The 13710-nt window shown below is 37.0% G+C and carries 10 protein-coding genes and 2 pseudogenes; 5 read left to right on the plus strand and 7 right to left on the minus strand.

Going from position 1 to position 13710, the window contains the following annotated elements; translation table 11 throughout:
• Positions 1 to 5 precede the first annotated feature (5 nt).
• Positions 6 to 1511 carry a spore germination protein gene (locus JFV29_RS08150; protein ID WP_201182347.1) on the minus strand — a complete coding sequence of 502 codons (1506 nt, stop codon included), beginning with the start codon at positions 1509 to 1511 and terminating at the stop codon, positions 6 to 8.
• 666 nt (positions 1512 to 2177) lie between these two features.
• On the opposite strand from JFV29_RS08150, the gene JFV29_RS08155 reads away from it, so the two are divergent.
• The 4 genes and pseudogenes from JFV29_RS08155 to JFV29_RS08170 all read left to right on the plus strand — a co-directional run.
• Positions 2178 to 3521: an amino acid permease gene (locus tag JFV29_RS08155; RefSeq protein ID WP_201183454.1), complete on the plus strand. Its 1344-nt coding sequence runs from the start codon at positions 2178 to 2180 to the stop codon at positions 3519 to 3521.
• A gap of 468 nt (positions 3522 to 3989) precedes the next feature.
• Positions 3990 to 4667, plus strand: a complete 678-nt coding sequence (locus JFV29_RS08160; protein ID WP_201182349.1) for a FadR/GntR family transcriptional regulator — start codon at positions 3990 to 3992, stop codon at positions 4665 to 4667.
• 16 nt (positions 4668 to 4683) lie between these two features.
• Positions 4684 to 5910: a CynX/NimT family MFS transporter gene (locus JFV29_RS08165; protein ID WP_201182351.1), complete on the plus strand. Its 1227-nt coding sequence runs from the start codon at positions 4684 to 4686 to the stop codon at positions 5908 to 5910.
• 57 nt (positions 5911 to 5967) lie between these two features.
• Positions 5968 to 6192, plus strand: a pseudogene (locus JFV29_RS08170) (NAD(P)H-dependent oxidoreductase); the annotation flags it as partial.
• Between the two features lie 413 nt (positions 6193 to 6605).
• On the opposite strand, the gene yhbH reads toward JFV29_RS08170, so the two are convergent.
• Both yhbH and JFV29_RS08180 read right to left on the minus strand, forming a co-directional pair.
• Positions 6606 to 7775 (minus strand): sporulation protein YhbH, encoded by a 1170-nt coding sequence (gene yhbH / locus JFV29_RS08175; protein WP_201182353.1) that lies wholly within the window; start codon positions 7773 to 7775, stop codon positions 6606 to 6608.
• Positions 7776 to 8137: 362 nt separating this feature from the next.
• Complete coding sequence (locus tag JFV29_RS08180; RefSeq protein WP_056530917.1) at positions 8138 to 8317, minus strand: hypothetical protein; 180 nt, start codon at positions 8315 to 8317, stop codon at positions 8138 to 8140.
• Positions 8318 to 8435: 118 nt separating this feature from the next.
• Between JFV29_RS08180 and JFV29_RS08185 the strand changes: the two genes are divergently transcribed.
• Positions 8436 to 8645, plus strand: coding sequence for a heavy-metal-associated domain-containing protein (locus JFV29_RS08185; RefSeq protein WP_053344681.1), 210 nt, complete (start codon positions 8436 to 8438; stop codon positions 8643 to 8645).
• A gap of 172 nt (positions 8646 to 8817) precedes the next feature.
• Here JFV29_RS08185 and JFV29_RS08190 read toward each other — a convergent pair whose 3' ends face one another.
• The 4 genes and pseudogenes from JFV29_RS08190 to JFV29_RS08205 form a co-directional block, all read right to left on the minus strand.
• Complete coding sequence (locus JFV29_RS08190; RefSeq protein ID WP_207205094.1) at positions 8818 to 9159, minus strand: SCP2 sterol-binding domain-containing protein; 342 nt, start codon at positions 9157 to 9159, stop codon at positions 8818 to 8820.
• Positions 9160 to 9350: 191 nt separating this feature from the next.
• Complete coding sequence (locus tag JFV29_RS08195; protein WP_201182355.1) at positions 9351 to 11246, minus strand: PrkA family serine protein kinase; 1896 nt, start codon at positions 11244 to 11246, stop codon at positions 9351 to 9353.
• Positions 11247 to 11889: 643 nt separating this feature from the next.
• Positions 11890 to 11986 (minus strand): annotated as a pseudogene (locus tag JFV29_RS31620) (alanine:cation symporter family protein); the annotation flags it as partial.
• 76 nt (positions 11987 to 12062) lie between these two features.
• On the minus strand, positions 12063 to 13700 hold the full coding sequence (locus JFV29_RS08205; RefSeq protein ID WP_201182359.1) for an APC family permease: 1638 nt from the start codon (positions 13698 to 13700) through the stop codon (positions 12063 to 12065).
• Positions 13701 to 13710 lie beyond the last annotated feature (10 nt).

Raw genomic sequence — 13710 nt, forward strand, 5'->3', positions numbered from 1 at the left:
GAGTTTTATTTGTTTGACGATTTTTTCAAAAGTGATGGTAAAGGGAAACGAAAAAAACCATCTTTTTGCTCCTTTAAACGAAAAGGAGCAAAAGGAGCAAAATACGGTACACCAAAAGACCTCAGACTGCTCATATGAAGCCAGATACATAAGGTGGTAAGCAAAATTCCATACAAGCCAATAAATGCTGAAATCATAATAAAGATAAAGCGAAATCCGCGAGTCACATTAACAATACTAGTATTGGGCAATGTAAAACTGCTGATAGCGGAAACGGCGACAATGATGACCACTGCTGCTGACACAAATCCCGCTTCAACAGCTGCCTGCCCTAAAATAAGTGCCCCTACAATTGATACAGCTGGTCCGATCGCTCTTGGCATTCGAATTCCTGCCTCACGCAACATCTCAAACGCCAGTTCCATCACTAACATTTCGACAATCGCCGGAAAAGGAACAATTTCTCTTTGTGCCATTAAGCTAACTATTAATGTGGTTGGAATAAGCCCCTGGTGATGGGTAATCAGTGCTAAATACATAGCAGAAGCATATATCGAAAGAATAAAGGCTCCAAATCTTAACAACCTTAAAAAGGAACTAGTATAATGATTTTGATAGTAGTCCTCAGGAGATTGGAAAAATTGTGAAAATATTACAGGGGCGATTAAAACAAAAGGTGTTCCTTGAATAATGATGGCAATTCGCCCTTCCAATAAATTCCCTACTACAGCATCAGGTCGTTCCGTATTTAAAAGAAGCGGAAAAATAGTCATTCCATCATCTTGAATAAATTCCTCAATGTAATTTGATTCAAGAACGCCATCTATATCGATACCCTTTAATCGTTCTTTAACTTCCTGCAAAATGCTTTCATCTGCAATTCCCCGAAGGTACATTATCCCTACATCAGTTTGAGTGACTTTTCCGACTTTCATGCTTTCTAAGCGTACATTAGGATTCTGAATTCTTGCCCGTATTAAAGACGTATTGGTTCTTAAATTCTCCGTAAAACTATCTTTTGGTCCTCTAATGACCGTTTGACTTGACGGTTCTGTTATCGCGCGGGACTGCATTTTTTTCGTACTGGCAATGAATGCTTTGGGACTTCCATTCAGCAATACTGCCGTATCCCCTGTCAAAACCGCTGACACGAATTCCTCCCAATTTTCTATTACTGTTAATTGAGATACAGTGAAAATATGGCTTATTTGTTCTTCTATCTCTGTGGACTTCAACACTTGATCATTTTCTTTCAACCACTGAATTAAAGGGTCCACTATGTTTTCATTTATGATGCTATCATCAGCTAACCCATCAAGATGAATAACAGCTGCTCGTAACGTTTTTTGATGTGGAGACTCAATGACTCGAACAGCCAAATCTGAACTGTGCCCAAGTTCTTTCATTAATCTCTCTACATTTTCATTCACATCGTCGTATAAGGTGCTTACTGTTATACGATTTGTTGAATGTTTTTCTTTAGACTTTATTAGAGAACGCCTGTTTCGCATTTCCCCCTCCCCCCATTTAGATGAATATGTTCGATCAGCAATGATTGATTTTATTGTTTGTATCTAATTTAGAAATATGTATAAAGAGGTTAATGAGAAAAATATTGAAAATTACTATCTTTATTTTTAGAGCTTAGAACCGATTAAGAAATGTATAGGTGTGGTTATGATACAAGTAATCTAAAATTGTGATTTTAAAACAAAGAAAAGAAACCAGTTATCAGGAGATAAGAAGAATTCCATTATCGAAATTATAAAGAGCAATGAACCCGAATTCCTCATATTGGATTTGTGTTCTTTGTTTACAAAGATGTACTTATATGAACGGGAATCTAGATATAAGTATTTTCAGTAGTTCCTCACAACATTTATTTCCTGAAAAATAGGCTCTTCAAAAGTGAGGATTCTAATAAAAAAATAAATTAACTTTAACAAATGACATTTTATAAGAATAAGTATCAAAATATGTTTAAATAATATCCACAATTCATTCTCTCGTGTTAAAGATATAATTTTTCTGTTCCCCTACATAAATTGACATTATTCTGAATTATGATATATTAATATAGTTACTTTAGTACACAAAAGCGTTTAATCACAGAAGAGTCCTTTGATTTTTATTAAAATAATATTTTATTAAAATAACGGAAGAAAGGCATGAATAACATGGAAAAGACTCATCATGATTTACAAAGGGGCTTATTGCCAAGACATGTCCAGTTTATTGCGTTAGCAGGAATGATAGGAACAGGGATCTTTAAGGGGAGCTCAGATACATTAAATATGGCTGGTCCAAGTGTTGTGATAGCCTATTTAATAGGGGGCCTATTGTTATTTATTGTAATGGCAGCTTTAGGAGAAATGGCAACCGTTTTTCCCAATTTGAACGTACAACATCTTATAAATAAAGCTTTTGGGTTTCAATTATCCTTTATTGTGGGATGGCTCTATTGGTTTAACTGGATTATCGTGATCATTGTAGAAATAGTAGCAGCCGGAAGCTTTTTACAATACTGGTTTCCTTCTGTACCATTATGGCTACTAAGTATACTATGTGCGTCAGTCGTAATAGGAATAAATTTGTTTCAAGTAAAATACTATGGAGAACTCGAGTTTTGGTTTGCAGGTATTAAAATAATAACTTTAATTGCTTTTATTATTTTAGGAGCTTTGATCCTGCTAGGAATTTTCCCTAGTTCCGCTTCATTTTCTAATTATACGGAACATGGTGGCTTTTTCCCCCAAGGAATTGGAGGCATGTTAAGTGCACTTTTAGTTGTAATGTTTTCATATGGGGGTGCTGAATTAATTGGTGTGGCTGTCACAGAAACAAAAGATAGTCAGCGAGTTATACCAAAAATCATTAAAGGAACAGTATGGCGGGTAATCCTTTTTTACGTCTTGCCAATTCTTATTATTTGCGGAGTAATACCTTGGAACCAAGTAAGTACTGAAGAGAGTCCTTTCGTTCAGGTTTTCAGCTTAACAGGACTTCCAGGAGCCGCTGATATTATGAATTTCGTTCTTTTAACTGCTGTCTTATCAGCTGCAAATTCAGGTATATACGCTACATCAAGAACATTGTTTACTCTTTCTCAGAACGGAGAAGCCCCTAAGGTATTTATAAAAACAACCAAAAAGGGTATCCCACTTAATGGAATATTTTTAACTACATTATGTATATTGGTTGGTGTGTTTTTATCCTATTTGACTCCCGATCTGATATTAAGCTATCTAATGGCTATCCCTGGCTTTACAGTTTTATTATTATGGATCAGTATATGTTCTGCGCAATTGAAGCTCCGTAAACAATACACTGACGAACCAGGTTTCCGAGTAAAATGGTACCCATATACAACTATATTTGCGATCATAGCTTTAAGCTTTATTTTTATTGCTTTTATCTTTAATAAACAAAATATAATTGGTACCACTGTATGTCTTGTAACTGTAGCAGTATTTATCCTGCTCTCTTTTTTAGTCAAACAAAAAAAATCAGCTAAGAAATAGACATACTTCTTTTGAATTACAATTAAGTCTGGGAATTTAATTCCCAGACTTTTTTATAATTCCTTATTTGTTTTAACATAAAGTACCTTATAAGAAATGAAGCCCTGAAATTTTTGATTTCAGGGCTTTTTTCTCCAATATTAAAGACTTTCTGTACAATTGAGAAAGTTCTTTTGCAATAATCCAGACTGTATTATTCGAGCCTTTTCATTTACCGGCATACGAAATTTAGCCCAGTAATGGGGGACAAGAGAAAAAACACCCCATGTCTCGTATAAGTTATGAACATTAAATAGGAAATGTTTTTTCTTATAGGAAATTGTGTCCATTATACAGCCAAGGTGGAAAATTGGATGGGGAAGGAAGTTTTGAATACCCGTACTTTAACATTATTCTTGTTTATATTTCAACATACATATGTTAAAATAACCAATGAACCAATCATCCTACAAATTTGAGGTGTATATATTGACCATATCTAAAACAAATCGTTTATCACTTGTAGAACAAGTTGTTTCCCAAATTGAATCGTTAATCGAATCTGGCGAATGGAAGATTGGAAATCAGATTCCTCCTGAAATGGATTTGATAAAACAGTTCGATGTGAGTAGAAATACATTAAGAGAAGCTGTACGATCACTTGTTTATGCAGGTCTTTTAGTAACAAAACAAGGAAAGGGAACGTTCGTCAAGTCATCAAGTGCCCTGGGAGTTGCATTTCAAAGAAGGATCCAGCAGTCAAGTTTATTAGAGACGTTAGAGGTTCGTCATGCACTTGAAAGAGAAGGAGCACAATTAGCTGCACTAAGACGTGACCAAGAAGATATAGAACAGATGAGAATTCATATAGAAGCATGTCGTAAGGCTGCTGAAGCAAAGGATAGTAAGGCTTACGAAGAAGCTGATATTCAGTTACATAAATCAATTATGGGTTCATCACATAATGATTTATTGATTGATTTGTACGAACATATGGAAGATTCTTTGCATGCTTCCATCCATCAGATAGCTGAGATGAGTTCAGGTGCGAACTTTCATTTGAACATTCATTGTAACCTTGTAGATGCCATCATCGAACAAGATGTAAATCGGGCAATTGAAACAGTGAATGAATACATTACACAATTCAAAAAATCTTTAGTCTAAGTACGGAGGACAAATTATGGGTATTCATCAAGCGGCAAATCAACTAGAACAAACAAAAATAGATCTTAAACCTAGAATTGGACTACTTATTATCGGGATCATTCTGATTGGGGCCAACCTAAGAGCTCCTTTAACTTCTGTAGGACCTCTGGTAACTTCGATTCGGGATAATTTGGGAATATCCAATACACTATCAGGTTCATTAACAACATTGCCTTTACTTGCTTTTGCACTCTTATCTCCATTTGCACCTAAGTTAGCTCGACGTTTTGGAATGGAGCTTACCCTATTCATTTCCTTAATCTTATTAACGATTGGGATTGGGATACGATCTATTGGCGGAGTGACGACATTGTTTTTAGGAACCATTTTAATTGGGTTAGCCATCGCTATTGGCAATGTATTGTTACCCAGTCTTATTAAACATAACTTTGCACGGAATATCGGTTTGATGACAGGGGTTTATGCAGTTTCCATGAATTTATGTGGTGCAATAGGATCCGGTATCAGTATTCCCATTTCCTCTTTATCAGGGTTAGGATGGGCTGGTGCACTTGGATGTTGGGGAATCTTATCTCTTATTACCGTTTTCTTTTGGATGCCACAATTAAAAAAGCCATTCAAGTCCGATAAGGATGAACAAACGGCTCAAAAGGTAAAAAACATTAACTTATGGCGTTCGGGTTTAGCATGGCAGATCACTTTATTCATGGGACTGCAATCGTTTATCTTTTATACAGTAATTACCTGGATGCCAGAAATTCTGGAGCAAAAAGGACTAAATGCTGATGAAGCTGGCTGGATGCTATCCATCATGCAGCTTGCCGTCATTCCTATAACATTCATTGTGCCAATTTTAGCTGGACGCATACAAAGTCAGCGTTTGTTAGTAGTCCCTCCTGTTATTTTTCTTATTGTAGGGATATTCGGTATTTTGTACGGAAGCACGCTGCTTATCCCAGTATGCATGATTTTGATTGGGGTTGGAGTCGGAACTATATTTAGTTTATCCATGATGTTCTTTAGTCTTCGTACACAAAGTACCCATGAGGCGACGGAACTATCCGGAATGGCTCAATCATTTGGTTATCTTTTAGCTGCTGTTGGACCAGTATTATTGGGAGGGCTACATGACATTACACACAGTTGGACGATTCCCTTATTAATGTTAATCGTAGTATCAGCTCTAATTTTCATTGTTGGAATGCGTGCAGGAAAAAACGAATATGTAACAACTCATTAATCGCTTTAATAAATAGTTTTTCTGATATGTGCACAAATATCGTGCTTTTTTAAGCGTCTAGAGGAAACCTTATTAAAACTTATTACACCTATGCTTCACCAAGGGATGATTTTTGTTGGTTTACCGAGGAATATTCCTGAAAATACGCTTTATGGTGGATCGTATTATGGTGTAGGGATTTCATGTCCAGTTGAAAGTGATGTGCTTATAACTGATCATGATAAAGAACTTGGGAAAGCGTTAGGACAACGTGTCGTTGAAGTAACGAAACGAATGATATAAGTATAGTAGATGTAAAAGTAGCCGTTGCTCCTGTTGAGCAACGGCTACTTTTATATGCAATTCCACTTTATGAATCGTAAGTAATTTCATATCGCTGTGATGTTGCAATGACCAGCCAAACTTCTTACTTTTTCAAATTAGTAGGTCAGCTCATTTGAATTTGACTTCCATACTATTAAAAACCATACATGAAATCGAGGATATTCTCCCCTATCCCTTTCTATTTCCTCTTAGTTTATGCAAACTCTCCCTCTTTAGATTAGCTGTATCTTATCTCCCTCACCTGTATAAAAAACAAAAATTTAAAAAAAGACGTACTATGTGAACCGCACGTCTTTTACCTACTATTATATTGATTTAAATATCGCTATATATAATTGAATTAAACTATTTAGATCAACAGGTTTCCTTTTTTATGCATACTTCTTACTTTCTTCGTCTTTAAAAAAGCTCTTCATCGCGTGGAAAACGTCAGCTTTTTGCTTAAGAATATAATACCGGAATTTTTCATTGTCGATATTCTTATAAGCTGTCATCAATGTCGAATGGCGATTGTATTGATTGACTTCCCCATAGCCAAACATATTGGAAACCTTCATGAGTTCTTCCACAAGCTTTACGCATCGAACGTTATCAGACGTGAGATTGTCACCATCGGAAAAATGAAATGGATAAATGTTAAACTTCACAGGGTCATATTTATGATCAATAAGTTCTAATGCTTTTCGATATACGGAAGAACAAATTGTACCGCCGCTTTCCCCTTTCGAAAAGAAATCTTCTTCCGGTACCACTTTCGCTTCTGTATGGTGGGCAATAAACTCGATTTCAACTGTTTCATATTTTGTCCGCAAGAATCGGTTCATCCAAAAGAAGAAGCTTCGGGCCATGTACTTTTCCCATAGACCCATACTTCCGGAAGTATCCATCATTGCCAATACGACTGCTTTGGAGTCCGGTTTTTGTATTTCATTCCACGTTTTGAATTTAAAATCTTCCTTATAAATTGGATGAAAACCTGGGTCGCCGCTTAAGGCATTTCGTTTGAAAGCGGATATCATGGTTTTCTTTTTATCAATATTCCCCATTAAGCCTGTCTTGCGAATATCGTTGAATTCAATATGCTCAAGCGTATGCTCCGCTTGTTCTTTTTTCTGAAGATTAGGCAGTTCTAACTGGCTGAACAGTGCTTCTTCTAGTTCCATCATTGACACTTCGGCTTCATAATAATCCTCGCCTGCCTTGTCACCTGCACCCTGCCCTTTGCCTCCTCCGGCATCGGATGGTGAGCCATCTCTTGCGACCACATCCCCTACTTTACTATCGCCATCGCCTTGACCTACATGTTTGTTTTTATCATAGTTATAACGAATTTTATATTCATCCAAGGAGCGAATAGGGATCTTAATAACATCCCGTCCATTAGACATTACAATGCTTTCTTCTGAAATTAAATCAGGTAGATTATTCTTAATTGCTTCCTGCACCTTTTCCTGATGGCGTTGTTGATCATCATAGCCTTTTCGATGGAGGGACCAATTTTCCTGTGAAATCACATATTGTTGATTATTCTCTTCCGACATTCTCTTCCCCCCTTATAAATGTTTGCACGCTTTTCATCATTCCTTCATATAATAAGTTAGTGTGAGAAAGCCCACATCATTCCGGTTTTTCACATAAATAAAATACAGTCCGGAAACAACGGACTAAAAGAAAAGTATTACTCTATCTTATGCAGCGATAAAGGATAATTTACAAAAAAATTCGATAATGGACGATTGCCTATAAAATTAGACAAGCATTGCATAATATAGGAGATCTTGTACGGTTTTTTCAAGGGTCAAACTTAAAAATTTCTGTTTTTCACTAAACAACAAAAGGGTGCCCCAGTAACTTTCTGGACACCCTTTTTACACAGATAGATTTATTCTAGTTGAGGACTTTTTCAATCTTTTTCTTCCTCTATTTCATGTTGGACTGTACCTGGGCGTTTATCCCACTCTTTCAATTCTTCATTCGTCCTTTGATTTTCCATCTGTTTGCCAAGTTCTTTCATCTCCTCATAATCCTTAGCCATAGAGCTATTTTCAGGAACATGATCTCGTTTCAATTCTTCTTTACTCATTTTCCATCACCTCTACTTATTGATACCCAATATTTCCAAATCCAAAACGTTACATAGGTATCGGAAAGATAGGGTATAGATAAGACATATGAACAAATCTCTTGGAGGTGAAAGGAGTATGCAAACAACCACACTCTATGTAAAGGAAGCAACATCTGAAGGACCAATAATAAATCTAGAGTCCATTCTATTGTCTACAGACGGGGTAGAGCGTGCGATCATCGATGTTGATGACGGGGAAATCAAAATTGATTATAGTGAAGACAAACTTTCACCCGGACAACTTGTGACACTTATTGAACAGTATGGGTTGAATGTCACCAAATAAAGAAAACTAATTGATTGGCGATCCTGTAAGGGCGATGACTAAGGCGTTGCTACACTTATACAACTTATACTGGCTTCTTACTTTGCAGTCGTTACTTCCTAGCTACCGTAAGAAATAAATTCTGATCATAAAAATACCGAACTCTTCTACTGCTGGAAGAGTTCGGTATTTTTTAATTATAACATTTTACAAATTCCTGCAGTTTCAGAGCAAGGCTGATGTTTCCATCTACCTTTAAGCCACCTGTCATGAAGGCAATAGCAGTATTTAATTCATCCTTTAATAACTTTGATAAATTTCCCTCTGATAATTTCAATGTCACTTCTGGATCATGTGATGTACCTTTGACCACTTCAACTTGTCCATCTTTGATCAACAGTTGAACGGGACCAATTTCATCAATATTGAATTGATACACACGATTTTTTTCGTTTTGAATATGCTCTGGGTTATCTTTGATTTTCTCAGCTAATTTATTCAACTCAGTGATTACACCTATATGTAATCCCTCCATCAATCTGTTTCAGATGATTGCATTTACAAAAAAAACTCCTAAATCACTGTTATAAGACGTGGTTTTCCTTCATGAAGTTGTCTCATTCCACTTCAGCTAAAAGATAACATTAGCTAGTATGAATGACATAAATTTTCATTTTTTATAATTAAAACCCCCACCCTTTTAGAGGTAGGGGCAAAATTTATGATTTACCGATTTAACAAGCTTCCCACATAGCGCAGCAAATCATTGGCAGAAGTGGTATTATAACCATGCTCATCAACAAGTCTCGTGATGACTTCGTTCACTTTCTTCAGCTGTCTTTCGTCTGGTGTCTTAGTTGAAGTAGTGATTTTGACAACATCCTTCAGGTCGGCAAACAGCTTCTTCTGGATGGCTTCACGTAAACGGTCGTGTGAATTGTAATCGAATCGCTTCCCTTTACGTGCATAGGCAGAAATACGGATTAGAATTTCTTCGCGGAATGCTTTCTTTGCATTTTCAGAAATTCCGATTTGCTCTTCAATCGACCGCATCAATTTTTCATCCGGGTTAATTTCTTCCCCCGTCAATGGATCACGCAGCCTTGATTTATTGCAGTATGCTTCGACATTATCCAGGTAATTATCCATCAGGATTTTCGCCGACTCTTCATATGAATACACAAATGCCTTTTGCACTTCATTTTTGGCAATGGAGTCGTATTCTTTACGTGCCAGTGAAATGAAATTTAAATACCGCTCTCGAAGTTCATTCGTAATCGACGGATGCTGGTCAAGACCGGCTTTTAACGACATCAGTACATCCAGTGCGTTAATCGATGGATTTTCCTTTCTAATAATCGTTGACGAAATTCGGTTAATCACATAACGCGGATCAATTCCACTCATGCCTTCATCCTGATATTCTTTTTTCAATTCATTGATGTCTGCAGAATTAAAGCCTTCCACATTTTCTCCATCATATAACCTCATCTTTTTCACTAAATCGATATCACCTTTTTTCGGGTCCTTTAGACGCGTCATGATACTGAAAATTGCCGCAACCCTTAATGTATGCGGTGCAATATGAACATCAGAAACATCACTTTCATGAATCATTTTTTCATAAATCTTTTCTTCCTCGGTCACCTTCAGATTATATGGAATCGGCATGACAATGATTCGGGAATGTAGTGCTTCATTTTTCTTGTTGGAAATAAAAGCTTTATACTCCGTTTCATTCGTATGAGCCACGATAAGTTCATCGGCACTGATCAATGCAAACCGTCCTGCTTTAAAATTCCCTTCCTGAGTCAATGAAAGCAAATGCCATAAAAACTTCTCATCACATTTCAGCATCTCCTGGAACTCCATCATCCCACGGTTGGCTTTGTTCAGCTCACCATCAAAACGGTAGGCACGAGGATCCGATTCGGACCCATATTCGGCAATTGTTGAAAAATCGATACTGCCTGTCAAATCAGCAATATCCTGTGACTTAGGATCAGATGGACTGAATGTTCCAATACCAACACGCTTATCCTCTGAAAGGAAAATACGCTCGACCATCACATCTTCAATTCTGCTTCCGTACTCCTGTTCTAACCTCATAACATTCAGCGGCGATAGGTTACCTTCAATTCGAATGCCATATTCCTCATAAAAATCTTGCCGTAAGTACTGCGGGATGAGATGCAGTGGATCTTCATGCATCGGGCATCCCTTTATTGCATAAATTGCTCCAGTATCTTTTAACGAATAATTTTCAAGTCCCCGCTTCAGTAAAGAAACTAGCGTAGACTTACCACCTGAGACTGGACCCATCAAGAGCAAGATCCGTTTACGTACATCAAGTCGCTTAGCCGCCGGATGAAAATATTCCTCGATAAGTCTTTCCAGTGAATCCTCTAGACCAAACAGCTGGCCGCTGAAAAAATTGTATTTCTTTGATCCATTTACTTCCTCTATCCCTGCATCTTTAATCATGTTGTATACACGTGAATGAGCAGATTGTGCAACCAATGGTGTTTCTTTCAAGATGTCTAAGTACTCTGCGAAGGTACCTTCCCACTTCAGCTTCTGTTCATCTTCTCTAAATTTTTCGATTTTCTTTAAAATATCCATTTCAGGAACCTCCCCCTGTCACTTTCAGAGAATACTTAAATCTATGCGCCAAGTCTGACAAACATGTCAGACTTTAAAAAGAGGTTGTGCAATTGTCTTGGATACCTCTAGACTTTCTCTGTTTAAGAAAGGCTTTAAACTTGAACAATTAATGACAAATCACCCGACAAGAAAAATTGCGTGCACTCCTGCTAAAAATTAGGGTATACTAAGCCTATACTTAAGTGGGACAATATGGGTAAAGGGAGGTCACAACATGGGCACAGTTATTATCATTGCAGTTGCTATTGCATTTTTAGCCGCTATCTTCACTGCTGGGTATGACGATAAACCAGGTGTGAAATAAAAGGAATAATAAATCCTTTCTTATAATTCCCAAAAAAGGGGACAGCAAATTAAATTTGCCGTCCCCTTTTTTGCGCCCCCTCATCAATATAAGCAAATAAAAGTACTTTCGAAGTTCTACTATATATATGAGAATGGCAGTGACTACACATACTATTTGGCCAAAAAAACAAAATTGAAAAAGCGATTTAATTTTTTAGCTTGCTTCGTTAATTTCAATTAGCCATTTTTATACATTTGGTATCATTAACGAATTGGCTCTGGCAAGAATAATTGTATTTACTGTACAGCGTTAAACACGAGACCGCAAATAATCCACCCATCCACCGCTTCTTTAAGCCTTTTTCCAAATAATAAGATGGATCACCTCGCAAGCCGTTTTTATCTTTTTTTTTTATAAAATATAAAAAAACACCTCCATTGATTCCATACATATTGGAGTATGCCAACCAAGGAAGTGTTTTTCATATTTTATACAGCGTTCTTTTTTTCCGATTGAGATGCCATGTTGTTCTCCTCTATTGATCTCAAGTCATCGTTTACTTTCTGTCCTTGTTCCAAATATTCTGTTTGGAATCCACTCTTTATTGCCCAACTATAAAACACAAGTGATATACATGTAATTAAAACCATATCCCAACCAAATGGAATTACGTTTAGTCCACCAAACTTTTCACTTCCTAAGAATGAAATCGTCATCATACATAGTAAGTAAACAACCATCCACAGCCCTGCTGAAAAGTTTTGACGGAACCCCTTCCATTTTATTTTTGCTTGATAATAGAAATAAACGGGAAGGCCCATCATAATGATAAATAATACTTGTCCTGTCAGTGGCCATCTTGCCCAATATAGAACTAAAGAAGCAAAAACAAAGCCAAGTGGTGCAATAATACTTAATCCTTTTAGACGTAATGGTCTGTACAAGTTCATACCTGTGCGTCTTAATGTCATAACAGTTACTGGACCTGTAATATAAGAGACTAAAGTCGCAACCGAAATAACCTCTGCTAGTACTCCCCAGCCTCTAAACATGAATAAAAATAAGAAAGATACACCTAGATTTAAAAACATAGCTTGACGCGGAATGCCATAGAGAGGATGTAATTTCCCAAACACGCTTGGTAAATATTTATTCTTTTCCATTCCATAAAGCATTCGTGACGTTGTCGCCGTATATGTTATCCCTGTCCCAGAAGGAGAAATAAAAGCATCGGCGTATAGTAAAATAACTAACCAGTTTAGGCCTAAAACAATTGCTAAGTCAGCAAACGGTGAATTGAAATTCAAATGTTGCCACCCGTTCACAATCATAGACGGATCAACGGCTCCAATAAACGCAATCTGTAATAAAACGTAGATAACTGTTGCAATTAAAATTGAACCGATTACTGCAATTGGGATCGAACGTCCAGGATTCTTTGCCTCACCAGCCATATTAATGGGACTTTGAAAACCGTTAAATGCGAAGATAATACCAGAAGTTGCTACAGCAGTAAGTACACTTGCCCAACCATTAGGTGCTATACTGCCTGCAGACGTAAAATTGGATCCATGAAAACCAGCAAATAAAAGTGCCCCAATCGTAAGTCCTGGTATAATAACTTTAAAGATAGTAATAAATGAGTTAGCTTTTGAAAACAAACTAACGGTCCAGTAATTTAATAAAAAGTAGACGATTAGTAATACAGAGGCAATTGCTAAGCCTCCCCCAGTAAGACTTCCATTTACTACTAAACCATGTGTCCACTCCGCCCATTTCCAAGGCCATGAGCTCATATATTGAACAGAAGCAATCGCTTCAACAGGAATTACAGAAACGATTGCAATCCAGTTTGCCCAAGCTGCAAGAAACCCTATAAACGAACCATGAGAGTACTGCGTATATTTTACCATTCCCCCAGCTTCAGGAAACATAGCCCCTAATTCACTGTAAGAAAGTGCGATAAATAAAATAACAACCATCCCAATAATCCAAGAGATAATGGCAGCTGGTCCAGCGATTTGTGCCGCTCTCCATGCTCCGAATAACCAACCTGAGCCAATAATTGACCCGAGTCCTACCATCGTTAACGAAAATGTTCCCATCTTTCTCTGCAAATTATTCATATGTTTATCA

It is taken from the genome of Peribacillus sp. TH16, assembly GCF_016651095.1.
Lineage (GTDB): Bacteria > Bacillota > Bacilli > Bacillales > DSM-1321 > Peribacillus > Peribacillus butanolivorans.